27 protein-coding genes and 1 tRNA gene are annotated in these 25,300 nt (G+C 70.5%); 7 read left to right on the top strand and 21 right to left on the bottom strand.

Annotated features, from left to right (window positions below; translation table 11 throughout):
• Positions 1-6: 6 nt before the first annotated feature.
• The 5 genes from smpB to prfB all read right to left on the bottom strand — a co-directional run bounded on the left by smpB (position 7) and on the right by prfB (position 4,578).
• Complete coding sequence (gene smpB, locus LXM50_RS17920; protein WP_105689301.1) at positions 7-483, bottom strand: SsrA-binding protein SmpB; 477 nt, start codon at positions 481-483, stop codon at positions 7-9.
• A gap of 72 nt (positions 484-555) precedes the next feature.
• Positions 556-1,470, bottom strand: coding sequence for a permease-like cell division protein FtsX (gene ftsX / locus LXM50_RS17915; RefSeq protein ID WP_233312840.1), 915 nt, complete (start codon positions 1,468-1,470; stop codon positions 556-558).
• Entirely contained in the window at positions 1,467-2,462 is a 996-nt protein-coding gene (gene ftsE, locus LXM50_RS17910; protein WP_233312839.1) for a cell division ATP-binding protein FtsE, read from the bottom strand. The genes ftsX and ftsE overlap by 4 nt, the downstream gene beginning before the upstream one ends.
• A gap of 276 nt (positions 2,463-2,738) precedes the next feature.
• Positions 2,739-3,371 carry a C40 family peptidase gene (locus LXM50_RS17905; protein WP_233312838.1) on the bottom strand — a complete coding sequence of 211 codons (633 nt, stop codon included), beginning with the start codon at positions 3,369-3,371 and terminating at the stop codon, positions 2,739-2,741.
• Between the two features lie 94 nt (positions 3,372-3,465).
• On the bottom strand, positions 3,466-4,578 hold the full coding sequence (gene prfB, locus LXM50_RS17900) for a peptide chain release factor 2 (RefSeq protein ID WP_233312837.1): 1,113 nt from the start codon (positions 4,576-4,578) through the stop codon (positions 3,466-3,468).
• Between the two features lie 152 nt (positions 4,579-4,730).
• Between prfB and LXM50_RS17895 the strand changes: the two genes are divergently transcribed.
• Positions 4,731-5,954: an MFS transporter gene (locus LXM50_RS17895; RefSeq protein WP_233312871.1), complete on the top strand. Its 1,224-nt coding sequence runs from the start codon at positions 4,731-4,733 to the stop codon at positions 5,952-5,954.
• A 35-nt stretch (positions 5,955-5,989) separates the two neighbouring features.
• Here LXM50_RS17895 and LXM50_RS17890 read toward each other — a convergent pair whose 3' ends face one another.
• The 8 genes from LXM50_RS17890 to LXM50_RS17855 form a co-directional block, all read right to left on the bottom strand.
• Positions 5,990-6,490, bottom strand: a complete 501-nt coding sequence (locus tag LXM50_RS17890) for a pilus assembly protein TadG-related protein (protein ID WP_233312836.1) — start codon at positions 6,488-6,490, stop codon at positions 5,990-5,992.
• The gene (locus LXM50_RS17885; RefSeq protein ID WP_233312835.1) at positions 6,487-6,987 is read right to left on the bottom strand and encodes a TadE family protein; all 501 of its coding nucleotides are present in this window, start codon (positions 6,985-6,987) and stop codon (positions 6,487-6,489) included. Before LXM50_RS17885 ends, LXM50_RS17890 begins: the two co-directional genes overlap by 4 nt.
• Positions 6,953-7,369, bottom strand: a complete 417-nt coding sequence (locus LXM50_RS17880; RefSeq protein ID WP_233312834.1) for a TadE family protein — start codon at positions 7,367-7,369, stop codon at positions 6,953-6,955. Before LXM50_RS17880 ends, LXM50_RS17885 begins: the two co-directional genes overlap by 35 nt.
• A 7-nt stretch (positions 7,370-7,376) precedes the next feature.
• Positions 7,377-7,574, bottom strand: coding sequence for a hypothetical protein (locus tag LXM50_RS17875; protein WP_233312833.1), 198 nt, complete (start codon positions 7,572-7,574; stop codon positions 7,377-7,379).
• A 26-nt stretch (positions 7,575-7,600) separates the two neighbouring features.
• Positions 7,601-8,527, bottom strand: a complete 927-nt coding sequence (locus LXM50_RS17870; protein ID WP_233312832.1) for a type II secretion system F family protein — start codon at positions 8,525-8,527, stop codon at positions 7,601-7,603.
• Complete coding sequence (locus LXM50_RS17865) at positions 8,524-9,378, bottom strand: type II secretion system F family protein (RefSeq protein ID WP_233312831.1); 855 nt, start codon at positions 9,376-9,378, stop codon at positions 8,524-8,526. Before LXM50_RS17865 ends, LXM50_RS17870 begins: the two co-directional genes overlap by 4 nt.
• Positions 9,375-10,550 (bottom strand): CpaF family protein, encoded by a 1,176-nt coding sequence (locus LXM50_RS17860; protein ID WP_233312830.1) that lies wholly within the window; start codon positions 10,548-10,550, stop codon positions 9,375-9,377. The genes LXM50_RS17865 and LXM50_RS17860 overlap by 4 nt, the downstream gene beginning before the upstream one ends.
• Before the next feature lie 78 nt (positions 10,551-10,628).
• Positions 10,629-11,078, bottom strand: coding sequence for a MarR family winged helix-turn-helix transcriptional regulator (locus tag LXM50_RS17855; RefSeq protein ID WP_233312829.1), 450 nt, complete (start codon positions 11,076-11,078; stop codon positions 10,629-10,631).
• 111 nt (positions 11,079-11,189) lie between these two features.
• Between LXM50_RS17855 and LXM50_RS17850 the strand changes: the two genes are divergently transcribed.
• The 4 genes from LXM50_RS17850 (at position 11,190) to LXM50_RS17835 (ending at position 14,430) form a co-directional block, all read left to right on the top strand.
• Positions 11,190-12,401 (top strand): MFS transporter, encoded by a 1,212-nt coding sequence (locus LXM50_RS17850; RefSeq protein ID WP_233312828.1) that lies wholly within the window; start codon positions 11,190-11,192, stop codon positions 12,399-12,401.
• A gap of 56 nt (positions 12,402-12,457) precedes the next feature.
• The gene (locus tag LXM50_RS17845) at positions 12,458-13,300 is read left to right on the top strand and encodes an aldo/keto reductase (protein WP_233312827.1); all 843 of its coding nucleotides are present in this window, start codon (positions 12,458-12,460) and stop codon (positions 13,298-13,300) included.
• A 48-nt stretch (positions 13,301-13,348) separates the two neighbouring features.
• A tRNA-Leu gene (locus LXM50_RS17840) sits at positions 13,349-13,430 on the top strand.
• A gap of 313 nt (positions 13,431-13,743) precedes the next feature.
• Entirely contained in the window at positions 13,744-14,430 is a 687-nt protein-coding gene (locus LXM50_RS17835; protein WP_233312826.1) for a DedA family protein, read from the top strand.
• A 7-nt stretch (positions 14,431-14,437) separates the two neighbouring features.
• On the opposite strand, the gene LXM50_RS17830 is transcribed toward LXM50_RS17835, so the two are convergent.
• Entirely contained in the window at positions 14,438-15,274 is an 837-nt protein-coding gene (locus LXM50_RS17830; RefSeq protein ID WP_233312825.1) for a Ku protein, read from the bottom strand.
• Between the two features lie 46 nt (positions 15,275-15,320).
• Between LXM50_RS17830 and ligD the strand changes: the two genes are divergently transcribed.
• Positions 15,321-17,369: a non-homologous end-joining DNA ligase gene (gene ligD, locus LXM50_RS17825; RefSeq protein WP_233312824.1), complete on the top strand. Its 2,049-nt coding sequence runs from the start codon at positions 15,321-15,323 to the stop codon at positions 17,367-17,369.
• Between the two features lie 19 nt (positions 17,370-17,388).
• On the opposite strand, the gene LXM50_RS17820 is transcribed toward ligD, so the two are convergent.
• From LXM50_RS17820 to murI, 4 genes are all read right to left on the bottom strand, one after another.
• Positions 17,389-18,321, bottom strand: coding sequence for a cation diffusion facilitator family transporter (locus LXM50_RS17820; RefSeq protein WP_233312823.1), 933 nt, complete (start codon positions 18,319-18,321; stop codon positions 17,389-17,391).
• Positions 18,322-18,433: 112 nt separating this feature from the next.
• Positions 18,434-19,024 carry an RdgB/HAM1 family non-canonical purine NTP pyrophosphatase gene (rdgB, locus tag LXM50_RS17815; protein ID WP_233312822.1) on the bottom strand — a complete coding sequence of 197 codons (591 nt, stop codon included), beginning with the start codon at positions 19,022-19,024 and terminating at the stop codon, positions 18,434-18,436.
• Positions 19,021-19,767, bottom strand: coding sequence for a ribonuclease PH (rph, locus tag LXM50_RS17810; protein ID WP_233312821.1), 747 nt, complete (start codon positions 19,765-19,767; stop codon positions 19,021-19,023). Before rph ends, rdgB begins: the two co-directional genes overlap by 4 nt.
• A complete protein-coding gene (gene murI / locus LXM50_RS17805) occupies positions 19,764-20,597 on the bottom strand; it encodes a glutamate racemase (protein WP_233312820.1) in 834 nt (277 codons plus the stop codon). Before murI ends, rph begins: the two co-directional genes overlap by 4 nt.
• Before the next feature lie 65 nt (positions 20,598-20,662).
• Between murI and LXM50_RS17800 the strand changes: the two genes are divergently transcribed.
• Positions 20,663-21,985, top strand: coding sequence for a nicotinate phosphoribosyltransferase (locus LXM50_RS17800; protein ID WP_233312819.1), 1,323 nt, complete (start codon positions 20,663-20,665; stop codon positions 21,983-21,985).
• A gap of 19 nt (positions 21,986-22,004) precedes the next feature.
• On the opposite strand, the gene LXM50_RS17795 is transcribed toward LXM50_RS17800, so the two are convergent.
• The 3 genes from LXM50_RS17795 to LXM50_RS17785 form a co-directional block, all read right to left on the bottom strand.
• The gene (locus LXM50_RS17795; RefSeq protein ID WP_045272272.1) at positions 22,005-22,271 is read right to left on the bottom strand and encodes a DUF3039 domain-containing protein; all 267 of its coding nucleotides are present in this window, start codon (positions 22,269-22,271) and stop codon (positions 22,005-22,007) included.
• 80 nt (positions 22,272-22,351) lie between these two features.
• A complete protein-coding gene (locus LXM50_RS17790) occupies positions 22,352-23,920 on the bottom strand; it encodes a hypothetical protein (protein WP_233312818.1) in 1,569 nt (522 codons plus the stop codon).
• A complete protein-coding gene (locus LXM50_RS17785) occupies positions 23,896-25,050 on the bottom strand; it encodes an ABC transporter ATP-binding protein (protein WP_233312870.1) in 1,155 nt (384 codons plus the stop codon). Before LXM50_RS17785 ends, LXM50_RS17790 begins: the two co-directional genes overlap by 25 nt.
• Positions 25,051-25,300: the final 250 nt, after the last annotated feature.

Below are 25,300 nucleotides of genomic sequence, written 5' to 3'. Positions count from 1 at the left end.
TGAGGGCTACTCCCCCAGGCGGTTGCGCGAGCGCATGGCGCGCTCGGCTTCGCGGGAATCCTGGCGCTCGCGCAGGGCCTGCCGCTTGTCGTACTCGCGCTTGCCCTTGGCGAGGGCGATCTCGACCTTGGCGCGCCCGTCCGAGAAGTACAGCCGCAGCGGGATCAGCGTGTAGCCACCCGCGGAGACCGCGTGCGAGAGCTTCGCGATCTCCTCCTTGTGCAGCAGGAGCTTGCGGATCCGCTTGGCCGAATGGTTCGTCCAGTGCCCCTGCGAGTACTCCGGGATGTGCACGGCATCGAGGAACGCCTCATTGCCCTTGATGAAGGCATAGCCGTCCGTGAGGTTCGCACGCCCCTGGCGCAGCGACTTCACCTCGGTGCCGGTGAGCACGAGTCCCGCCTCGTACGACTTCTCGAGGTTGTAGTCGTGACGTGCGCGACGATTGGTCGCGATGACCTTCTCCCCGCGTTCCCTGGGCATGGCACACTCCTGATCCTGTACTGACATCGCCTGAATCCGTGCCGCGCGGGCGCACGGCAGCCTGTCAGACTATCAGGCGCGGAGCCAGCGACGGATCGCGAAGCCGGCGCTGAGCGCCGCGAGGATCACGCCGATGCCGATGAGCACCGGAACCACGAGCACCGCGTCCTGCCAGCCGACCCAGGTGGTGATGAACGCCACCCGCTTCGTGAGGTACTCCTGCACGCCGAAGTGCACGCCCAGCAGCACCGCGACACTCGCGAGCACCGATCCGATGACCGCGGCGAACACGCCCTCCAGCACGAACGGCGTCTGGATGAACCGGTTCGAGGCGCCGACCAGCCGCATGATCCCGATCTCCCGCCGCCGCGCGTACGCCGACAATCGGATCGTGGTGCCGATGAGCAGCACCGCCGCGATCAGCATCAGCACGGCGATCCCGACCGCGATGTAGGTCGCGACGGTGAGCGCGTTAAAGAGCGGATCCAGGTACTCCAGCTGATCCTTCACCTCGTCCACGCCCTTGATGCCGCTGAAGGCCTCTGCGATCACGGCGGACTGGGTCTGGTCCTTGAGGTTCACCTTGAACACCGCGTTGACCTGGTCCGCGGTGAGCACGCCGGCGTAGTCCTTGCCGACGAGCTTCAGGGTCTCCTGGTAGGCCTGGTCCGCGGTCTGGAAGCTGCTCTTCGCGATGAGCGGCTTGAGGGTGTCGCCGTCGAGCTCGGCCTGCACGGCCTTGATCTGGTCCTCGGTCGCGGTGCCGCCGATGCAGCCCGGCGACGTCGACACCGACGAGCACATGTAGATCGCGACCTGGGCGCGATCCTGCCAGTACGCGCGCATGGTGCCGATCTGCGCTTGCATCAGGATCGCCGCGCCTACGAAGGTGAGCGAGACGAAAGTGACCAGCACGACCGAGATCACCATGGAGGCGTTGCGGCGCAGGCCTGTGAGCGCCTCGCCGAGGATGAGTCCGAACCTCATGACGTCGGACCCACTTCCTCGTCGTCGCCGGTATCGAGTCCGAGCCGATCCGCCACGCCCAGTTCGGCGAGGTCGACGGCCGGGACGGTGATCGGATGCGTCGCAGGGCGCGCGTCGTCGGACGGCTTGACCGTCGGCTGCGCGGGTGCGGAGGCCGGTGCGGCCGCCGCCTGATGGGCCTCGGCAGGGGCGGGAATCGGATCCGCGATCGCCGCCTCGGTCTCGCGGTGCACCTCCCGCACGGTCTGCAGCGCCGCCGTTGCCGCGGCTCCGCGGACCGCCTCGGGCTCCAGTCGCGGGACGTTGGAGGTGTCGCCGTAGCCGCCGCCGACCTCGTCGCGCACCATCTCGCCGTCGCGCAGCTCGATCACGCGGCGCTGCATCTGGTCGACGAAGGCGGCCTCGTGCGTGGCCATGACCACCGTGGTGCCGCCGGCGTTGATCCGCGCGAGCAGCTGCATGATGTCGACCGAGGTGCCGGGGTCGAGGTTTCCGGTCGGCTCGTCGGCGAGCACGATCTGGGGGCGGTTGACGATCGCGCGGGCGATCGCGACACGCTGCTGCTCGCCGCCGGAGAGCTCGTGCGGCAGGCGCTTCTCCTTGCCGCTCAGGCCGACGAGGGCGAGCGCCTCCGGCACCGCCTGCTGGATGAAGCCGCGGGAGGCGCCGGTCACCTGGAGGGTGAACGCGACGTTCTGGTAGACGGTCTTTGAGGGCAGCAGCCGGAAGTCCTGGAAGACGGATCCGATGCTGCGCCGGAAGTAGGGGACCTTGCGGTTCGCGATGGACTTCAAGTCGCGTCCGAGCACGGCGACGCGGCCGGACGTGGGCGACTCCTCACGGAGGATCAACTGCAGGCAGGAGCTCTTTCCGGATCCCGACGCGCCGACGAGGAAGACGAACTCGCCTCGCTGCACCTCGAAATCGACCCCGGAGAGCGCGGGACGCTTGGTGCCGCGATAGCGCTTGGTGACGTTCTCGAATCGGATCATGGCTCATCGAGCCTAAGCGGGCGGCGCGCCCAGTCCGCGAGCGACACCCCAGACGCTGCCCGTTCCCGGTTATGAGGTGGCTGGGATCGTCAGGACGGCTCGTTACCGATCACGAACGCGAGGAACGTCACGATCACGCCGAGCAGCGCCAATCCCGCCGCCGTCGCGCCGACCGCGCGCCATGCCCTGGTCGTGCTCATCCGCGCACCTCCTGTGACGCCCTGGATAGCCTTCGATTCTACCGCGGTCGACGCGGCGGCCACCAGGAACTCCGCGTCAGAGCCGGATGAAGATCGGCGGGCCGGAGCTCGCCCACGGGGCATGGTGCTCGACGTAACGACCCCAGTCCGGCGAGTCGATGATGCCGCCCGCACCATCCCAGATGCCGATGTGCCGGCCCGGCCACCACACCAGATCGCCCGCGCGCGCCTCGTCGGCCGAGATCACGGTGCCGAGCGCGGCCTGATTGTCCGCACCGCGGGGCAGGCTGATGCCGAAGTGCCCGAACACGTACTGCACGAGGCCGTCGCAGCCGAAGGAGTCGCTCGGATCGGCGCCCCAGCCGTAGGGGACGACACCCACGAAGGTCTGGGCATATGCGACGACCGCGTCGCCGGAGTAGTTCTGCGGAGCCGCAGCAGCCGACGTTGCAGCCGAGGCGGCGGGAGCCGGGTCAGCGGCGACGACCGGCGCCGGCGGCGTGTACAGCACGTCGAAGGCGGCGCGGGTCGTGCTGACCTCCTGCGCGGAGGAGGCGACCGTGTAGGTCTGCGGGGCGACGACGAGCGACACCGTGTGCACGGAGGAGGTCGGCGCTCCCGGCGAGAAGGCGTACGCCGCCGTCGCCGCCACCGGGACGATCAGCGCCGCGATCGCGCAGCCTGCCGCCGTCTTCCGTGTCACAGTCATCGGGAACTTCCGTGTCACAGCCATCGGTTCACCACACTACGACAATCGCGGCCGCGGCACCCTGGAAAGTCCCTGAGCCGTCGGATCCGGACGATCAGTCGTCGTCGTCCTTGCGCTTGCGCCAGCGGATCCCTGCGGAGATGAAGCCGTCCAGGTCGCCGTCGAACACGGTCGCGGGGTTGCCGGATTCGTGACCGGTGCGCAGGTCCTTCACCAGCTGCTGGCCGTAGAGGAAGTAGGAGCGCATCTGGTCGCCCCAGCTCGCGGTGATGTTCCCCGCGAGCTCCTTCTTCTTGGCGGCCTCCTCCTCCTTCTGCAGGAGCAGCAGTCGGGTCTGCAGCACGCGCATGGCGGCGGCGCGGTTCTGGATCTGCGACTTCTCGTTCTGCATCGACACGACGATGCCGGTCGGCAGGTGAGTGATGCGCACGGCCGAGTCGGTGGTGTTGACGGACTGCCCGCCGGGTCCCGACGAACGGAACACGTCGACTCGGATGTCGCCCTCGGGGATGTCGACCTCGGTCGCCTCCTCCATCAGCGGGATGACCTCGACCGCGGCGAAGGACGTCTGGCGCTTGTCGGCGGAGCCGAACGGGCTGATCCGGGCGAGGCGGTGGGTGCCGGCCTCGACCGAGAGTGTGCCGAACGCGTAGGGCGCGTCGACCTCGAACGTCGTGGACTTGATTCCCGCGCCCTCGGCGTAGGACGTGTCCATGACCTTGACCGGGAACTTGTGGCGCTCGGCGTAGCGCAGATACATGCGCAGCAGCATCTCGGCGAAGTCGGTGGCGTCGTCGCCGCCGGCGCCCGAGCGGATCGTGATGATCGCGGCGCGCTCGTCGTACTCGCCGTCCAGCAGGGTCTGCACCTCGAGCTGGTTCACGGTCTCGGTGAGGGAGGCGAGCTCGGTGCGCGCCTCGGCCGCCGAGTCCTCGTCCTCCATCTCATTGGCGAGTTCGACGAGCACCTCGAGGTCGTCGAGGCGCTGCTCGACCTCGGTGACGCGCTTGAGCTCGGACTGGCGGTGGCTGAGCGCGCTCGTCACCTTCTGCGCCTTCTCGGGATCGTCCCAGAGGTCGGGCGCGCCCGCTTCCTCGCTGAGGCGTTCGATGTCGGCGCGGAGTCCCTCGACGTCGGCGACCTCGCGGATGTCGCCGAAGGTCTGACGGAGGGCCGCGATTTCGGCGGAGAGATCAAGTTCGAGCATGGCACCTCAGAGTATCGCGCGCGGCGACGCCCTGACGAACCCTCGGGCCAGATCATCCTCGCCCCCCGGGTGTGCGGCACGGCATCCGCGCACGGGTCTACCGTGGAGTCGTGGCGGAACGGGCGATCTCAGTGCTGTGGAAGTTCGGCCCGATGGTGTACCTGCCCACGCTGCTGTTCTCGCTCGGCGAGGGCGCGGTGGTGCCGCTCATCCCGGTGATCGCCGCGAGCCGCGGGGCGACGCTCGCCTCCGCCGGCCTCATCGCGTCGGCGCTCGTGGTCGGCCAGCTGTGCGGCAACATCCCTGCCGGATGGCTGGTCGCGAAGGTCGGCGAGCGGTTCACGATGGTGATCGCTGGATCTCTTTCGCTGATCGGTGTGATCGCGGGAGCCCTGGCGCCGAGCCTCGTCGTGTTCACGATCGCCGTGTTCGTGGTCGGCATGTCCGCGGCGGCCTTCGGGCTCGCCCGGCACGCGTTCATGACGACGAGGGTGCCGCGGGAGTTCCGCGCCAGGGCGCTCTCCCTGCTCGGCGGATCCTTCCGCGCCGGCATGTTCGTGGGCCCGTTCCTCGCGGCCGCGCTGCTCGCGGTGTTCCACACCGAGAACGCCGCCCTGTGGTTCTTCGCGGTGCTGCTCGTCGCGCTGATCCTGCTCGTGCTGTTCGGACCGGATCCGGAGGCGCAGGCGCAGTCGGCCGCGGCGGAGAACGGGAGCCCCATCGAGGACACCGGCGAGGCCGTGAGCGGCTCGATCCCGACGATCGAGCGCGCGGGCGTCTTCCGCACGATGTGGCGCAACCGCGGCGTGCTGGGTCGCCTGGGTCTCGCCGCGGCGAGCCTCTCGGCCGTGCGCTCCGCCCGCCAGGTGGTGTTGCCGCTGTGGGGCGTCTCGATCGGGCTGGACGCCTCGTCGATCGCGCTCGTGGTCGGCGTCTCCGGCGCGATCGACTTCGCCCTGTTCTACGCGAGCGGGCAGGTCATGGACCGCTTCGGCCGTCTCTGGGCCGCGTTGCCCGCGATGGTGCTGATGGGCGCGGGCTTCCTCGTGCTCTCGCTCACGCACGACGGGAGCACGAACGTGCTCTGGTTCGGGATGATCGCGGCGGTGCTGGGCGTCGGCAACGGGCTGTCCAGCGGCATCCTGCTCACGCTCGGAGCAGACGTGGCTCCGCAGTCGGAACCGGCGGCGTTCCTCGGCTCCTGGCGCACGCTCACCGACGCCGGCGGCGCGATCGCCCCTCTGCTGTTCTCCGGCATCGCGGCGATCAGCTCGCTCGCGATCGGCGCCGCCGCAATGGGCGCGATCGGAGTGCTGGGCGCCGTGGGATTCCTGCGCTGGATCCCGAGGTTCGTGCCTCGCCGCACGGACTCCTGACCCCGGCGATCGGCTCCGCCAGCGCTGTCTGCGCGTCACTCCAGCGCGGTGCGACTCGTACCGGTGGACTGGATCGTGAGCATCGTCGGCACGAAGTCGCTGAGCAGCGGCGGCGTCCAGGACGCGCGCACCGTGACGCGGGCGGAGAGCCCATCGGGGCTGCTCGCGGAGACCAGCTCGGCGCCGTCGTCGATGATCCCGATCACCGCGCTCGCCTGATCGGCGATCTCCGCGTCGTCGAGCTCCGCGCGGATCGCCTCGCCGTCGATCTGCACACGGAACCCGTCGGCTCCGGCGAGCGCGGCGGCGTCGGCCACGGAGTCGAGCCGCTTCTGGGAGATGTACAGATCCGTCGCGCACACGCACACGTAGATCAGCGCGATCGCGAGCACCAGGTATCCGAGGACGAGCGGCATCGTGCTGCCGTGTTCGTCGTCGAGCAGCGGAGTGCGCCGTCCGCAGGGCTCGTCCGGTCCACCGATGCCTCGGAGTCCGCCAGGTTCGCCGGCTCGGCCCCTGCTCCGCATCGTGCTCATCGGCCGGTCCAGGTGCGTGAGACCTTGTACGCCGAAGACGCCTGCACCGGCACGCTCCCGACGCGATCGAGCCCGAACACCGGCGGGACGAACGGAAGCGCGACCTTCGCCGTGACGGTGACCACGACGGTCGCCCCGGCGGACGGGCATTCTGCGCCGAGCGGTGCGCACTGGATGTCGACGACCACGGTGGCCGGATCCATCCCATACTCCTCGATCGCCGATTGCACGGCGGCATCGGCGCGAGCGGACGCGTCGTCGGCGTCGGTCGCCGCGCTCATCGTGCGAGCCGTGTGCCGCGCCGCGGACTCGACGCCGAGCATCTGAGACTGGATCGCACCGAGGGCGAGCACGAGATAGACCAGCGGCACGAGCAGGATCACGCCGAGCCCGATGAACTCGAGCGCTGCGGATCCCGTCTCCGCCGACGTCTCGCCGTCGGGCCGGGACCGGTCGAACAGGTCATCCGTTCTCGCTGAACGACTCCACAGGAGCACGACCGGTCACCTCCAACCCCGACGGCACCCCGAGCAGGCCGATGAGCGGCAGCGTGGTTCGCACGGTGATCTCCATGGTCGGCACGCCCAGCGCGGTCGTCTCGTGCACGCTGACGTCCTGCGCGTAGTCGGCGCCGACGGCGCGCCCGATCACGAGCATGGCGCGCTGCACGCCCTCGCCCGGCTCGGTGTCGGCGAGCGCCGCGACGTGCGCCCCCTCGACGGCGGCATCGTGCACGACGTTGCGCACGTAGACCGCGAGTGCGAACTGCAGCACTCCGAGCGTGAGCGCGGTCAGCAGCGCACCGACGAGCACGAACTCGACCGGGCTGGATCCCCGGTCGTCGTCGAGTACGTCGCTCAGCCGCCGCACGCCGCGCATGGTCGGATCAGAGTCCGCTCACGCGCGCGATTGCCTGCTCGAACAGGTTCGTGAGCGCGGGGCCGGCGACGGCCCAGATCAGCACCACGAGGCCGGCCGTCATGAGCGTGATGAGGACCCAGCCAGGCACGTCGCCGCGCTCCGGATCGTCGAGGTCGTCGAAGCGCGGCGGATCGAGCCGGGCCGAGATGCGATCGATGAACATGTGGGGTTCCTTTCGAGAAAGCGCGGTCAGCCGATGCCGAGCCGCAGGATGAAGACGCCGGGGAAAACGGCGAACAGGACCGACAGCGGCAGGATCAGGAACACCAGCGGAAGCAGCATGAGGATCTCCTTGCGCCCGGCCTGTTCGATCAGGCCGCGCTTGGTCTCCTCGCGCGCATCCGATGCCTGCGCCTGCAGCACCGATGCCAGCGGCGCTCCGCGCTCGAGCGCCGCGACGATCTGATCGACCGCACGGGTAAGCGGAGGGATCTGCAGTCTCTGCGCGCCGTCGCCGAGTGCGTCGGCGAGGGAAGACCCGGTGTTCACCGCGAGGATCACGTTGCGCAGCTCCCCGCTGAGCTCACCGGACCCGGCCTGCCCCACCCGGCGCAGCGCATCCGGGAGTCCTTCTCCTGCGGACAGGCACAGGGCGAGGAACTCCAGGACCGTCGGCAGCTCCTCGGTGAGCCGCGCGACGCGGGCCTTCGCCCTGGCACCGAGCAGCACGTCGCAGGCGACACCCGCCGTGATCGCCGTCAGGACCGGCAGCAGCACGACGGGCGCGGACATGCGTCCGGCGAGCACGAGCGCGACGGTGGCGACGGCACCGACGCCCAACCCGACGAGCACCCAGACCAGCTGACGGCTGCGGAAGGCCCCGGGCCCTCCTGGCGAACCAGCCTGCGTCATCCGCAGGGCGACCCCGGCGTCACCACCGCCGAACAGTCCGAACACGCCCTTGACGCGCGCTGCCCAGGATCTGCCGGCAGGCATCCGCCACGGCAGGCGCTCGACGGGATCCGTGAGGTCGGCGACGTCGCGGACGTGCGGTGCGATCCGCGTGCTGAGGTTCGCCCAGCGCCACCGCGGGAAGGCGGCCAGCACGAGCAGCAGGCCCGCCGCCAGCAAGCCACCGAGCAGCACGGCGATGGCGGCGTCCGACAGCGCGCTCACCGGAACCACCTCCGAGGCTCCGGCAGTCGGCCGATGCGCAGCATCACCCGGAATGCCACGAACGACACCGCGGCCCCGCCGAGGATGAGCGCGACGCCCTCGGGGCTGGTGTACGCCTCGACACCCTCCGGACGCAGCAGGAGCAGCACGAGGATCACCCACGGCGCGATCGCCCCGAGCACAGCGGCGCCGCGGATCCAGGACTGCCGCGCCTCCACCTCGGCACGCAGCGCGGCCTCCGCCCGCACGGAACCGGACAGCGCCCGCAGCACGGTGCTGAGCTCGGTGCCGCCGACCTCCCGCGCCATGCGCAGCGTCTCGACGATCCGGTCCCCGACCGGATCCGCGAGAGCCTCCTTGAGCTTCACCGCGGCCGCATCGAAGCGCCCCGTCGCGTGCAGATCGCGCGCGAAGGCGGCGAACGCGGGGCGGAGCGGAGCCGGTGCGGCCTCCTCGAGGCCGGCGACTGCGTCGGGCAACGGCATGCCGACCCTGATCGACGCGATCAGCAGATCGCACACATCGGGCCAGAGCCCGCGTCGCAGCCGCAGCAGCCGCTGCCGCCGCGACCGCAGGAACACCACGGGCGTCGCAGCTCCCGCCACGGCGATCACGAGGGCGAATGCCGCAGTCCCCGTGGTCAGCCACGCCACCGACCCCGCGACGAGGCCGCCCGCGACGACGCTCACCCCGAGCACCCGCGCATCCGACCGGAATCCGGCCTCGCGCAGCAGCCTGGTCGCCGCACCCGTGCGGGGAGCGCGCGCCGCGCGTCGTCCGGCAGGCCACAACCAGGGCGACGCCGCCAGAACGACGCCCGCAGCGAGCAGCGCACCGAGAAGCACCGTCATGCGATGCCCTCCTCCACGGGCATGCCCGGAGCGGCATACGACGCCGAAACCGGGAACAGCACCCGATGGTTGATGCGCCCCTCCGCATCCACTCCGAGCGGCGCGATCACCTCTGCGACGCGACGCCCGCCGTCCGCCTCCCGACGGCAGTGCACGACCAGGTCGACGGAGGCGGCGAGCGCCGGCGCGATGAACGCGCGATCGATGTTGCGGCCGGCGAGCAGCGGCAGCATGGTCAGCTTGTCGAGCGCCTCCGCGGCCGAGTTCGCGTGCACCGTCGCCGCGCCGGGGATGCCCGTGTTCAACGCGAGCACCAGGTCGAGCGCTTCGGCATCGCGCACCTCGCCGACCACGAGCCGGTCCGGCCGCATGCGCAGCGCCTCCTTGACGAGGCGGCGCAGCGTGATCTCGCCCGTGCCTTCGAGGCTCGCCTGACGCCCCTGCAAGGCCACGAGATCCGGCGCCTGCACGCCCAGTTCGAAGGTCTCCTCCACTGTGATCACGCGCTGGTCCACGCATTCGGCGACCAGCGCTGCCAGCAGGGTGGTCTTACCGGCATGCGTCGGGCCCGACACGACGACGCTGCGCCCCGCGCGCATGGCGTCGGAGAGCATCTCCGCGACCGGGACGGGCACCATCCCCTGAGCGACGAGCGACTCCAGGCTCCGGTATCGCGGGACGAACTTCCTGATGTTCACCGCCCAGGAGCCGCGGACGACGTCGGCGATCGCGACGTGCAGACGGGATCCGTCCGGAAGGGACGCGTCCACGAACGGCTGGCCGATATCCACCCGCCGTCCCGTGGAGTGCAGCATGCGCTCGACGACGTCCCGCAGCTGCGCCTCGGTCAGCGTGATCGGCACGCGCTCGCTGCGTCCTTCCCGCGCGATGAACACGCGGGAAGGACCGTTCAGCCAGATCTCCTCGATCGTGTCGTCCTCGAGCAGCGGCTGCAGCGGACCGTATCCGGCGACCCCCGCGAGGATGTCCCGCACGCACGCCGCCTCGTCGTCGATCGTGGCGGTGCCGCGTGCCAGTGCCTGATCGTTGTGACGGCGCACCTCGAACTGCGCGATTCGCCGCGCCTCGTCCGGATGCACCGACGGATCCGTGCGCTCGGCGCGCAGCCGGGCGCGCACCCTCTCGGTGACGGCGGCGGTCGACAGGCTCACCCCCGCATCGTCGCAGGATCCGCGGATCCGCCTCGGAAGTTATCCACAGACCCGCGCTCCAGCGGCGCGGGAGGTGCGTCAGCCGGCGCGCGCGACGTCGTGCAGTGCGTCCACCATGGGCAGCAGCTCGGGCTGCTCCGCGGCATCGGCGAGCACGCGCTCCAGGGTCTCGTCGTGCACCGGGCGGGCACGCTCGTACAGCTCCTGCCCGCTCGCCGTCAGCTCGGTGTAGATTCCGCGACGGTCGTCGACGCACAGGATCCGGGTGAGCAGTCCCCTGTCCTCGAGACGGTTCACGAGTCGCGTGGTCGCGCTCGGGCTGAGCGCCGCGGCCCGGGCGAGCTGCTGCATGCGCATGTGCCAGCCGTCCTGCCGGTCCAGCGCCTCCAGCACGGTGTACTCGACCACCGACAGTCCTGCCTCGGTCGACAGAGTGCGCTCCAGCTCCGCCTCGATCATGGCGTGCAGAGCGGCCATCGTGCGCCATCCGCGGGCGCGGATCTCGACGGCGTCATCGGCGATGCCCATGGATCCTCCAAAAGGTCGTTGCTTGCGCTTTCTATTTGCGCGTGCAAGTATTGTGATCACCGACGCAAAAACCCGCGTCTGCAACTACCTCACTGTACCAGGAGTTCCCCCATGCCTCTCGGCCTGATCGCCCTCGCCCTCGGCGCCTTCGGAATCGGCCTCACCGAGTTCGTCATCATGGGCCTGCTGCCCGAGGTGGCCGCCGGCTTCGGCGTCACCGAGGCCGCCGCCGGCTGGCTCATCTCCGGCTACGCCCTGAGCGTCGTCGTCGGAGCGCTGTTCCTCACCGCCGCCACCACGCGCCTGCCCCGCAAGCCCGTGCTGCTCGGCCTCATCGTGCTGTTCATCATCGGCAACGCGCTCACCGCGCTCGCACCCGGGTATGGCCTCGCGATGGTCGGCCGCATCATCGCCGCCCTCACGCACGGCGCGTTCTTCGGCATCGGCTCGGTTCTGGCCGCCTCGCTCGTCCCCGCCGCGAAGAAGGCGGGCGCGATCGCGATCATGTTCACCGGCCTCACCGCGGCGAACGTGCTCGGTGTGCCCTTCGGCACCTTCCTCGGCCAGCAGCTGGGCTGGCGGGCCACGTTCTGGGCGATCGCGATCATCGGCGTCGTCGCCTTGGTCGGGATCGCCCTGCTCGTGCCCGCGACGCACGACACCGCCCCGACCCGCCTAGGCGACGAGCTCGGCGCCTTCCGCTCCGGCCAGGTGTGGCTGTCGCTCACCGTGACCGTGCTCGCATACGGAGGCATGTTCGGCGCGTTCACCTACATCGCCTACACGCTCACCGAGGTCAGCGGGTTCGCCTCGACCATGGTGCCGTGGCTGCTGGTGCTGTTCGGCCTCGGCCTGTTCCTCGGCAACTGGGCCGGCGGCAAGGCCGCGGACCGGTCGATCGACGGGACCCTCATCGTCTTCATCGCGGCCCTCGTCGTCGTGCTCGCGGGCTTCGCGCTCGTCGCGTCGAACGGCCCGGCCACCGTCGTGGCGCTCTTCCTCATGGGCGGCTTCGGGTTCGGCACGGTCCCCGGGCTGCAGTCCCGGATCATGGGCTACGCCGCATCGGCCCCGACGCTCGCGTCCGGTGCGAACATCGGCGCCTTCAACGTCGGCAACGCCCTGGGCGCCTGGGCCGGCGGTGTCGGCATCGCCGCGGGCCTCGGTTACACCTCCCCCATCTGGATCGGCGCCGGCATCACCGCGCTGGCCCTCGTCGTGATGGTCGTCGCGGCGCTCACCGCGCGTCGGACCGTCGCACATCCGGGCGCCGCGAACGCGGCCACCACCGCGACGCCGGTCCCGGCCGGCGCTGTGCGCTGACCCCACGCGCCCTCCGACACACCTGTCTCCGCACCACACACAGAAGGACGAACGACATGACCGTTCCCACCATCACGCTGAACAGCACCGTCACGCTGAACAACGGCGTGACCATGCCCCAGCTCGGCTTCGGGGTCTTCCAGGTACCCGACGACGAGACCACCGCCGCCGTCGCGCGCGCCCTGCAGACCGGATACCGCAGCATCGACACCGCCGCGATCTACGGCAACGAGCGCGGGGTCGGCCGCGCGATCGCCGAATCGGGCATCGCGCGCGACGAGCTCTTCATCACCTCGAAGGCGTGGAACGCCGAGCAGGGCTACGACGCGACCCTCCGCGCGTACGACGCGAGTCTTGAGAACCTGGGCCTGGATGCCCTCGACCTCTACCTGATCCATTGGCCCGAGCTCGGCGACGGCGACTACGCCGGCACCTGGCGCGGGCTCGAGGCGCTCTACGCCGAGGGCCGGGTGCGCGCGATCGGCGTCTCGAACTTCGAGCCCGTGCACCTCGCCCGGATCCTCGAGAGCGGATCCGTCGTCCCCGCGGTCAACCAGGTGGAGCTGCACCCCGCATTCCAGAACCGTGCGGTGATCGCCGCGGACGCTGCCGCCGGCGTGGTGACCGAAGCATGGAGCCCGCTCGCCCAGGGCGCCGTGCTGCAGGATCCCGCCATCACCGCCATCGCAGCCCGGCACGGCCGCACCCCCGCCCAGGTGGTGCTGCGCTGGCACCTGCAGCAGGGCCGGGTGGTGATCCCGAAGTCGGTGACCCCGAACCGCATCGCGGAGAACTTCGACGTGTTTGACTTCGACCTCGATCCCACCGAGCTCGCCGCGATCGACGGCCTCGACCGCGACGGGCGCACAGGCCCGCACCCGCACGAGTTCCACGGCTGATCGCCCGACGAAGCGGGTGGATCCGGTCTCAGTAGACTGGATCCACCCGCGGGAGTGGTGAAATTGGCAGACACGCAGGATTTAGGTTCCTGTGCCTCCGGGCGTGTGGGTTCAAGTCCCACCTTCCGCACGAAGCGCTGACGGGGCGGCCGGAGGTCGTCCCGTCAGCGCTTTTCGTTCGAAGAGGGGCCTCCTTGACCCCCAGGGCCCCGCCGGCCAGAGGCTCCGCGCGTCGCGGATGCGACGTGTGGAGAAGGCCCGGAGGGAATCAAGTCCCACCTTCCGCACGAAAGCGCTGACGGGGCGGCCGAAGGTCGTCCCGTCAGCGCTCTGTCGTTCTGCGCGCCGCTCTCCCAGCCGGGCGAGACCTGTCCGCTCTAGACTTCACAGAAGCCGCATCTCGGCGACCACTCCAGCGACGACTCCACGGACGGGAATCACCTGTGCACCACGCCGCCCTCATCCCCTGGCTCGACCCGAATGTCATCATCAACGGCGCCGGCCCCTGGGCGCTCGCCGTGGTGCTGTTCATCATCTTCGCCGAGACCGGCCTGCTCATCGGGTTCCTGCTCCCGGGCGACACGCTGCTGATCATCTCGGGTCTGCTCACGCACACCAACCACGTGTTCGGAGTGGAGATCTGGGCGGTCGGCCTGCTGATCGCGCTGGCGGCGTTCCTCGGCGGCGAGGTCGGCTATCTGATCGGGCACAAGGGCGGTCCTGCGGTCTTCGAGCGCAAGGAGTCCGGCCTGTTCAGCAGGAAGAACGTCGAGCGCACGAACCACTTCTTCGAGCGCTTCGGCGGTCTCACGGTGATCCTGGCGCGTTTCGTGCCGGTGGTGCGCACCTTCGCCCCCGTCGCCGCCGGCGTCGGGCACATGCCGTGGCGCAAGTACAGCCTGTACAACCTCATCGGAGCCCTGATCTGGGGCTTCGGGCTCACCTACGTCGGCTACCTGATCGCGTACATCCCCTGGATCGCCGATCTCGTGACCAAGTACATCGACGTGATCCTGCTGGGCGTCGTCGCGCTCACCCTCGCCGTCACCGTCTGGCACTACTTGAACGAGCGCCGCAAGGCGAAGAAGGAGTCCGCCGCCGGGATCCCGGCCGTCGAGCCGGAGATCTGAGCGGGGTTCAGCCGACGTCGCGGCTGTCCGCCTCGCCGGAACCGCCCTCCGCGGCTGCGGCGCGCGCGGCCTTCGACTTCTCGACGCTCGCCCGCAGCGCCTCCATGAGATCGATGACCTCGCCGCCCTTCTCGGCAGGCGCGAACGTCTCCTCGGTCTCGAACGCCTCGCCCTTCTCGATCTTGGCGTCGATGAGCGTGCGCAGCTCGACCTGGTATTCGTCGACGAAGGCGCTCGGGTCGAAGTCGGCGGAGAATCCGTCGACCAGCGACGCCGACAGCTCGAGCTCCTTGTCGGAGACCGTGACCTCCTCCTGCAGGATGGGGAAGTCGGCTTCGCGCACCTCGTCGGCCCACAGCAGCGTCTGCAGCACGAGGACATCGCCGCGCACCCGCAGGGCCGCGAGCCTCGTCTTCTGCCTGAGGGTGAACCGCACGATCGCGGTGCGGTCGGTCGCCTCGAGGGTCTTGCGCAGCAGCACGTAGGCCTTGGGTGACTTCGAATCCGGCTCGAGGTAGTACGCCTTGTCCAGCGTCAGCAGATCCACCTGGTCCGACGGCACGAACTCCACGACGTCGATCTCGCGGCTGCGCTCGGCCGGCAGGGACTCCAGGTCCTCCTTGGTCAGTACCACGGTCTGCGACTCGTCCTGATAGGCCCGGTCGATCTCGGAGTAGGCGACGGTCTCGCCGCAGATCTCGCACACCCTCTTGTAGCGGATCCGCCCGCCGTCCGCGTCGTGCACCTGATGCAGCGCGACGTCGTGGTCCTCCGTCGCCGAGTACACCTTGACCGGCACATTGACCAGGCCGAAGGTGAGCGAGCCCTTCCAGATCGTCCTCATGGCACCAGTACACACCACTACCACGGGCGCGGGATAGCCTGACGGCATGGCAGACGGCCCGCAGTTCGCGCGCATCGGCGAGCGGCGTCTGCGCGTGACGAACCTCGACAAGGTGGTGTACCCGGCCACCGGCACCACCAAGGGCGAGGTGATCGACTACTACGCGCGGATCGCCCCGCAGCTGCTGCCTGTCCTCGCCGGACGTCCGGTCACGCGCAAGCGATGGGTGGAGGGCGTCGGCACCGCGGAGGATCCGCAGGGCTCCTTCTTCGCCAAGCAGCTCGAACCGGGGGCGCCGGGGTGGATCCCGCGGCAGGAGATCCCCCACTCCGGAGGGGCGAAGGACTATCCCCTCGTCGACGAAGTCGCGACCCTCGTCTGGATGGCGCAGGTCGCCGCGATCGAGCTGCACATCCCGCAATGGCGCTTCGCCCCCGACGGCGGCCGCGGCAACCCGGATCGCCTCGTCCTCGACCTCGATCCGGGACCGGGCGTCACGCTCGCGCAGTGCGCCGAGGTGGCGTTCATGGCGCGAGGCATCCTCGACGGCATGGGCATGGATCCGGTCCCGGTCACGAGCGGCAGCAAGGGGATCCACCTCTATGCCCACCTGCCCGGCGATCGGACCAGCGAGGAGATCTCGGCCTTCGCGCATGCCCTCGCCCGGGCGATCGAGGCGGATCGCCCGGATCTCGTGACGAGCGTGATGACGAAGACCCTGCGTGCCGGGAAGGTCTTCCTCGACTGGAGCCAGAACAACGGCAAGAAGACGACGATCGCGCCCTACTCCCTGCGCGGCCGCCCAGAGCCATGGGTCGCCGCCCCTCGCACGTGGGAGGAGCTGCACGCTCCGGACCTCCGGCAACTGCGGTTCGACGAGGTTCTCGAGCGGGCGCAGAGCGGCATGGATCCGTTCGCGACGATCTCCCGCGCGGATCCCGACGCCACGTCCCTCACCGGCACGGGCGGCCGAGCAGACCGGAGCGCAGCGATCGGTCCCTCGGCCGCGCAGGCATCGGGTCTGGCGGGAGACGGTGACTCGCGAGCTCGCGAGCGGATCACCGTCGGGGGACTGCGCGGTCGAGGGTCCGAGCGCGGAGTGGCCCACGAAGCGGAGCCAGGAACGGATCTCCCCGCGTACTCCCCCATGCTCGCGGACCACGGCACCCCCGGCACCGCCCGTGGACTGGGCTGGGCTGAGATCAAGTGGGACGGGATCCGTGCGATCGGCACATGGAAGGACGGCCGGTTCCGGTTGCGCGCGCGCAGCGGCACCGACATCACCGACCGTTACCCCGAGCTCACCGCGGACGGTGCCCCCCGATTCCCCGTCGGCGATGCGGTGGTGGACGGCGAGATCGTCGCGCTCGACTCCGCGGGCCGGCCCAGCTTCCACCGCCTTCAGGATCGGATGCATCTCACCCGGGCGCGCGAGATCGAGCGCGAGGTGGTCCGCACGCCCGTGCGCTATCACCTGTTCGACCTGCTGCATCTGGAGGGCCACGACCTCACCGGCCTCCCCCTGCGCGACCGTCGTGAGCTCCTGGAGCGGATCGCGGCGGATCTGCCCGCGCCCGTGCTCGTGCCGCCGGTGTTCGACGACGTCGATGCGGCGCTGGCGACGAGTGCGGCGCTCGACCTGGAGGGCGTCGTCGTGAAAGACCCGGCGTCCGCCTACGCGCCGGGCGCGCGATCGCCGCGCTGGCTGAAGATCAAGCTCACGCGTGCGCAGGAGGTCGTGATCGTCGGCATCCGCCCGGGCAAGGGCGACCGCGCCGGGCGCATCGGGTCGCTGCTGCTCGCGATCCCGGAACCCGCGGCGCCCTCAGGGCTGCGCTATGTGGGGCGAGTGGGCACCGGGTTCACCGATCGCATGCTGCAGGACCTGGGCGCGCGGCTGGAGGCGTTGCGCGCGTCGAATCCCGCAGTCGACGGCGTCCCCGTCGCCGATGCATCCGACGCGCTGTGGGTGCGGCCGGAGCTCGTCGGAGAGGTCGAGTTCGCGAACTGGACCGATGACGGCGTGCTGCGCCACTCCCGGTGGCGCGGGCTGCGCCCGGACAAGTCCCCGGCAGAGGTCGTCGTCGAGTCCTGATCCGCCCGGAGCCGGCCCGTCAGGCGTGCACGGCCTCGCAGTCGCCGGCGTTGCCGAATCCCGAGGCGTCGGGCTCGATCTGGAAGGTGGAGTGCTCCACGTCGAAATGCTCTGCGAGGCAGGCCTGCATCTGGACGAGGAGCGCCGCTGCTCCCCCGTCGGCGAGCAGCGCGGGCTGCACCGACACGTGCGCCGTGAAGACGGGCGCACCGCGGGTGAGCTGCCAGACGTGCACGTCGTGCACGCCGGTGACGCCCGGGTAGTCGAGCAGGTGCTGGCGGATCTCGCTCACCGCGGTTCCCTTCGGCGCCGATTCGGCGAGCACCGAGAACACCTCGCGCAGCAGCGAGACCGCGCGCGGGATGATCATGGCGGCGATCACGAGCGAGGCGATCGCATCGGCCGGCATCCAGCCCGTCGTGATGATGACGATCGCGGCGACGATCACCATCGCGGATCCGATCAGATCCCCCATCACCTCCAGGTACGCGCCGCGCACGTTGATGCTCTCCCGCTGCGCTGCGCTGAGCAGCCACATCGAGATCGCGTTCGCCACGAGACCGACGGCGGCCACGACGAGCATGAGCGTTCCGGCGACCTCGACCTCGGTCGGATGCAGCAGCCGGGAGACCCCCTCGAACGCCACCCAGGCCGAGAGCAGGATCAGGATGATCGCGTTGATGAGCGCTCCGAACACCTCGGCACGCTGGTAGCCGAACGTGCGTCGGTCATCGGCGGGACGGGCCGCGACCGCGCTCGCGATGAGCGCGATGACCAGGGCGGACGCATCGGTGAACATGTGCGCCGCATCGGCGAGCAGGGCCAGCGACCCGCTGAGGATCGCGCCGACCACCTGCACCAGCATGATCGTGCTGGTCAGTGTGAGGGAGATCGCCAGCAGGCGACGGTGGCCTGCGGAGCGGATCCCGGCGGCGGGGGCATGATCGTGCATGCCTCCAGGGTAGAGCCGGGATCCCCCGGTCGGAGGCGTTTTCGCCTAGTCGGGAATGGGGATGATTCTCACTAGCGATCGACGCTCCGGGGGCCGCCCGCGGCCGCCGGGGTCAGAGCCCGGCGAGCAGCGGCACCAGCGCGACGAACGCGCGGGCGCGGTGCGACTCAGCCTGCTTCTCCTCGGCGCTGAACTCGCCGACCGTGCGCTCGGCGCCGCTCTGCCCGTCGGGGACGAACACCGGGTCGTACCCGAAGCCTCCGTCGCCGACAGCCGCGTGCGCGAGGCGGCCCGGCCACTCGCCTCGGACCGTCCACTCGCGTCCGTCCGGAAGCACCAGGGCGATGACGCTGACGAACTGCGCGGCGCGGTGCGGATCCGCGATGTCGCGCAGCTGGTCCAGCAGGAGGTCGCGGTTCGCGATCGCGTCCTTCCGCTGCCCGGCCCAGTACGCGGAGAACACGCCGGGCGATCCGCCCAGCACGTCCACGGCGATGCCGGAGTCATCGGCGAGCGCGGGCAACCCGGTGTGCGCAGCCGCCGCACGCGCCTTGATGAGTGCATTCTGCTCGAAGGTGACGCCGTCTTCGACCGGCTCGGGGCCGTCGTACCCGACCACGTCGAGATCGGGGCGGGTCGCCGCGACGATCCCGCCGAACTCGGCGACCTTGTGCGGATTGTGCGTGGCGAGGACGATCCTCACGCCTGCTCCTCGACGAGCGCGGCCGCCTGCCGGTCGCGGAGGTCTGCGCAGCCGTTCACACCGAGCTCGAGCAGCGCGTCGAGCTCGCGCTTGTCGAACGGCGCGCCCTCGGCCGTGCCCTGCACCTCGACGAAGAGCCCGCGGCCGGTCACGACGACGTTCATGTCGGTCTCGGCGCGCACGTCCTCGACGTAGGCCAGGTCGAGCATGGGCTCGCCGTCGATGATGCCGACCGAGACCGCGGCGACGGAGTCGTGCAGCACCTGGGCCTTCTGCCCGATGAACTTCTTCTTGCGCCCCCACTCGATCGCATCCGCCAGCGCGACATAGGCCCCGGTGATCGCCGCTGTGCGGGTGCCGCCGTCGGCCTGCAGCACGTCGCAGTCGATCACGATCGTGTTCTCGCCGAGCGCCTTGGTGTCGACGACCGCGCGGAGGGCGCGACCGATCAGACGCGAGATCTCGTGGGTACGGCCGCCGATCCGACCCTTCACGCTCTCACGGTCGTTGCGCTCGTTCGTGGCCCGCGGCAGCATCGCGTACTCCGCGGTGACCCAGCCCTTGCCCTTGCCGGTGAGCCAGCGCGGCACGCCGTTCGTGAACGACGCCGTGCACAGCACCTTCGTGTTCCCGAAGCTGATCAGGGCGGATCCCTCGGCCTGGGCGCTCCAGCCCCGTTCGATCGTGATCGGGCGGAGCTGGTCGACGGTGCGGCCATCGGTGCGGATGGTGGACTCGGTCATGGGATCTCCTTGAGGTGGGGAAGGTCGATGACGCCGGTCTGCACGAGCCGGACGCCCCGCACCTCCTGGCCCATCAGGCGGTTGGCGAGGGCGGTGAAGTCGTCGGCGGAGGCGCCGGTCGCCTCGTACACATAGCGGGGGCGGGAGTCGGCCGGTGCGAGCAGGTCGCCCCGCACGAGCTGGCGGTACACGTCTCCGGCGGTCTCGTCATCGCTGGAGACGAGGGACACACCCTCGCCCATGACGTAGCCGATCGCACCCCGCAGGAACGGGTAGTGGGTGCAGCCGAGCACGAGGGTGTCGACGTCCGCTTCGCGCAGCGGCGCCAGGTACTCCTCGGCGACCCGGAGCACCTCCGGGGTGTCCGTGATGCCGGCCTCCACGAACTCCACGAATCGCGGGCAGGCGGCGGTGAACACCTCGAGGTTCTCGTTCACCTCGAGCATGTCCTGATAGGCCCGGGATCCGATCGTGCCGACCGTGCCGATCACGCCGATCCGGCGGTTGCGGGTGGTCGAGATCGCCCGGCGGACCGCCGGGCCGATCACCTCGACGACGGGCACGTCGTAGCGCTCGCGCGCATCGCGCAGCATCGCCGAGGACGCGGTGTTGCACGCGATGACGAGCATCTTCACGCCCTGGTCGACGAGCGTGTCGAGCACCTCGAGCGCATAGCGGCGCACATCGGCGATGGGCTTCGGCCCATAGGGCGAATGCGCGGTGTCGCCGATGTAGACGAAGGATTCCCGGGGCAGCTGCGCCCTGATGGCCCGCGCGACGGTGAGCCCGCCGACCCCGGAGTCGAAGATCCCGATCGGCGCGTCGTTCATGATGCTCCAGCCTAGTCGCCGGATCCGCGCGGTCCCCACCCGGCGTGCGTCCTATGCTGTCGATCATGACCGCGTCCAGCGCCCTCAAGACCGACCGCTACGAGCTCACGATGCTGGAGGCCGCTCTGCGGGACGGCACCGCGGCGCGGCAGAGCGTGTTCGAGCTGTTCTCCCGGCGCCTGTCCGGCGGACGCCGGTTCGGCGTGGTCGCGGGTACCGGGCGCCTGCTCTCGCTGCTGCGCGACTTCCGCTTCGGCGATGACGAGCTGCGCTACCTGCGCGACGCGAAGGTCGTCGACGCCGACGCGCTCCGCTATCTCGAGGGCTACCGCTTCTCCGGCACGATCCGCGGCTACCGCGAGGGCGAGCTGTACTTCCCGGGTTCCCCGATCCTCACCGTCGAGGGAACCTTCGCCGACGCCGTGATCCTGGAGACCCTGGCGCTCAGCGTGCTGAACCACGACTCCGCCGTCGCCACCGCCGCCAGCCGGATGAGCATCGCCGCAGGCGAGCGCCCGCTCGCCGAGATGGGGTCGCGCCGCGCCGCGGAGGACTCCGCGGTCGCCGCCGCCCGCGCCGCGTTCATCGCCGGGTTCGGCGCGACGAGCAACCTCGAGGCGGGGCGCACCTGGGGCATCCCCACCATGGGCACCGCCGCGCACTCCTGGACGCTGCTGCACGACAGCGAGGAGGACGCCTTCCGCGCACAGATCGACGCGCTCGGCACCGGCACCACCCTGCTCGTGGACACCTACGACATCCGACGGGGCGTGGAGACCGCCATCCGCGTGGCCGGCACCGGGTTGGGCGGCGTGCGCATCGATTCCGGAGACCTGCCGATCATGGCCGCCGAGGTGCGCGCGCAGCTCGACGAGCTCGGTGCGACCGGCACGAGGATCACCGTGACCAGCGACCTCGACGAGTACGCGATCGCCGCTCTTGCAGCCTCCCCCGTGGACTCCTACGGCGTCGGCACCTCGGTCGTCACCGGATCCGGCTACCCCACCGCGAGCATGGTCTACAAGCTCGTCGCCCGCCAGGGCTCGGACGGAGGCTGGGTCGCCGTGGCGAAGGCGTCGGCGGACAAGGCGTCCAAAGGCGGGCGCAAGGCCGCGTTCCGGGTGCTGGCCGACGGGGTGGCGCAGTCCGAGACCGTGCTCGTCGCGGACGGCTTCGAGGAGCTCGGCGCGCAGGATCACCCCGACGGGCGTCCGCTGCAGGTCACCCTGGTCGAGGGCGGCGAGATCGACACCGCGTTCGAGGGCCCTGCGGGCACCGTCGCAGCACGCGAGCACCACCTCCGGGTCCGCGAGGAGCTGCCGGTGCGCGCCCTTGCGCTCAGCAAGTCGGACCCGGCGATCCCGACCGTCTTCGAAGACGTCCGCTAGAACCGAGCCTGTCGAAGGCTCAGCCGACCATCGACTCGTAGATCTCCTTGCACGTCGGGCACACCGGGAACTTCTCCGGATCCCGACCCGGGGTCCACTTCTTCCCGCACAGCGCCCGCACGGGCTTGCCGGTCAGAGCGGACTCGAGGATCTTCTCCTTCTTCACATAGTGGGAGAACCGCTCGTGGTCTCCCGGCTCCTGGAGCTCCTCGTTGAGGAGCTGCTCGAGTTCGCGATCGAGGGTGGCGACGCCGCCCTGATCCGGGGCATCCAGCGGGGTACTCATGACCGCGAGTCTAATCGCGCGAGGCCGGGTCGGCGCCGCGATCGCTCGCATCCGATCGCGTCACCACCGGCGTCATCCGATCACACGGTCTCGACGAACTCCATCAGCTGAGCGCCACGACGATCGAACGCGCGCCCGCCGGTCTGCACGCCCAAGAACAGCACGGCGGCGCCCATCAGCACCCCGGTCCACAGGGCCGGGGCCGCGGAGACCTCATCCGAGACCAGCGCCGGCCACGCCAGAAGCAGGGCGGGGAGGCTGAGCACGACGGCGCCGATCAGAGTGCCGGCTTGCCCCAGCGCGCCGCCGCGCGCGCGCTGCGGCTGCTGGAACGGGCTGTCGCCCGGACGCGAGACGGCGTACGGTGCGACCGCCGACAGGATGCTCGACAGACCGAGACCGGTCAGCAGGAGGCTCGCGACCACGCCCACGAACATCGGCAGCAGGGACCAGCGCCCGATCACGGCGAGTGTGACGGAGATCGCCACTGCCAGGGTCGGGATCGCGATCAGCAGGACCGGCACGAGCCGGCCCAGCCGGTCGGGCACGCCCTTCACGCCGCTGGCGACATGGATCCAGAACGCGGTCGAGTCATAGGCGACGTCGTTGTGCGGGAGCCAGCCGAAGAACAACGCCATCACGGCGACCGGCAGTGCTGCGGCGATCTCGAGCGGCACGCCGGCGACCAGCAGCGGGATGACGGTGAGGGCTCCGGCGATCGGCACGATCACGAAGTTCATGATGTAGCGGCGATCCCGCAGCCAGTAGACCAGGCTGCGCGCGGCCACGGCGCCGAACGCATTCGACGGCAGCAGTCCGAACCAGCCGAGTCCCGGCCGCTCTCGCACCGTCGTCGGTCGCTCGGTGGTGCTCAGGGCCCGCCGTGCGAGCATCAGCCAGCCCGCGGCGACGACCGCGGCCGTCAGCACCGCGACGACGGCCGCGACCCAGGCGGCGCCCGTCCGCTCGGAGGCCACGAGGATGGGGAGCGCCGCAGAGGCGCCGAGCGGCGTCATACCGAGCACGTCGGCGACGCCGTGCAGGACCGGGGGGACGGCCCCGGCCCAGCCGAGCGAGGCCACGAACACGCACACCGGCACGGCGATCACGATCACCGCGAGCGCGAACAGCGCGGTGAGCTCGCGGGAGCGCCGCTCCGGAAGCAGCCGCGCGCTCAGCGCCATCCCGACCCGCGCCGCGAGCACCGCCGTGACGAGGGTCAGCAGCGCCGAGAGCACGGCGATGAGCCACGGTGCTCCGAACGAGATCGCGACGATCACCACGGCCACCTGGATCACGAGCAGCGCCAGGCTCGGCACGCTCACGAAGGCGGCGAGGGCGAGCACCGGTGGAAGGCGACGCTCGTCCACGCCGAAGACCGCGAACCGTCGCGGATCCAGCTGGTCCACGGACCCCGCCAGGATCGGCGCGACGAAGAACCCCAGCACCACCGCAGAGCTGCCCAGCACGATCACCGTGTGCGCAGCCGCCTCGGAGGTGTGTGCGAGACTGCGGATCGCGATGACCGACACCGTTGTCGCCGCGGCGGTGAGCAGCAGCGCCACGACGGTGCGGACCACCCGGCTGCGGTCGCCTCGCAGCGCGCCGAGCGCCAGCATCAGCCTCAGTCGGAGAACGTGTGCAACCACTCCAGCCCCTCCACCTCGGAGGCCGCACCGGAGAGCTCCACGAAGCGCTGCTCGAGGGTCTGCCCCGCGCGCACCTCGTCGACCGTGCCCTCGGCGAGCACGTCGCCGCCGACGATGATCGCGATCCGGGCGCACACCTGCTCGACCAGATCCATGCCGTGGCTGGAGAGGATGACCGTGCCGCCGTGGGCGACATAGGCCCGCAGGATGTCCAGGATCACACCCGACGACACCGGATCCACCGACTCGAACGGCTCGTCCAGCACCAGCACGCGCGGCGAGTGGATCATCGCGCCGGCGAGCATGATCTTCTTCGTCATGCCGGCGGAGTAGTCCGAGACGACGCGACTGAGCGCGCCGGTGAGATCGAACGCCCGGGCCAGGTCCGCGACGCGCTTCTCCACGACGTCTGAGGGGAGTCCCCGCAGCAGGCCGTAGTAGTGCAGCAGCTGGCGCCCGGTGAGCCGGTCGAAGGTCCGCAGTCGGTCGGGCAGCACGCCGAGCGCCCGCTTCGCGGCAGCCGGGTCGGCGGTCTGGTCGATCCCGCTGATCCGCACCGTTCCCTCGTCGGGGCGCAGCAGCCCGGCGATGATCGACAGGGTGGTGGTCTTGCCGGCGCCGTTCGGGCCGACGATGCCGTAGAAGGATCCGGCGGGGACCGTCAGATCGATTCCGCCCACCGCGATCGAGTCGCCGAAGCGCTTGACGAGCCCGCGTACGACGAGCGCCTGTCCGTCGGCGTCCTCGACAGGGCTCTGGGACACTGCGGCGGCGTCCTCCACGACGTCCTGCGGCACGGGCGCGTCGGCCTCGGGCGCCGTCGAGGGTTCCTCGATCGACCCTGCCTGCGCGGGCTCGACCGGAGTTCCCGCGGATGCGGACTCGACGGGTTCGTCCGTCGTCGAATCCGTCGGCACGGATCCGGAGTCGACGGTCTCCGCCGTCGCGGCGTCAGTCGCCGCCGACGCGTCGGACTCCGGCGCACCCTGCACCGAAGCCGCGGTCGTCGCGGCCGCCCCCGAGTCGGTGTCCACAGGAGCATCATGCCCCGTCGCGGCCTCCTGTGGGGAGGGCGTGCGCAGGTCCGGCTCGGTTTCGAACGCGGAGTCCGCTGCAGCGGGCGGATTCACGACCTCCGCAACCGCGGCCGCGGCCTGAGCGGCGATAGCAGCGGGCGCGGTCGAACGAGCGCCGCCCGCCGCCTTCGCACGCGGGGCGCGCTTCGCCGCGGTCGTCGTGGCCGCCGTCGTCTTCGTCGCGCTCGTCTTCGCCGCGGCGCTCTTCGCAGCCGTACTCCTCGCCGCCGTCGTCTTGGCCGCCGTGCTCTTCGCCGCCGTCGTCTTCGCCGCGGCCGTGCGCTTGGCCGTGGTGCGCTGGGCC

Origin of the sequence: Microbacterium sp. Au-Mic1 (assembly GCF_021341785.1) — a bacterium.
Lineage (GTDB): Bacteria > Actinomycetota > Actinomycetes > Actinomycetales > Microbacteriaceae > Microbacterium.
The sequence above is the reverse complement of the archived record's forward strand: the minus strand, read 5'-3'. Positions and strand labels throughout refer to the sequence as shown.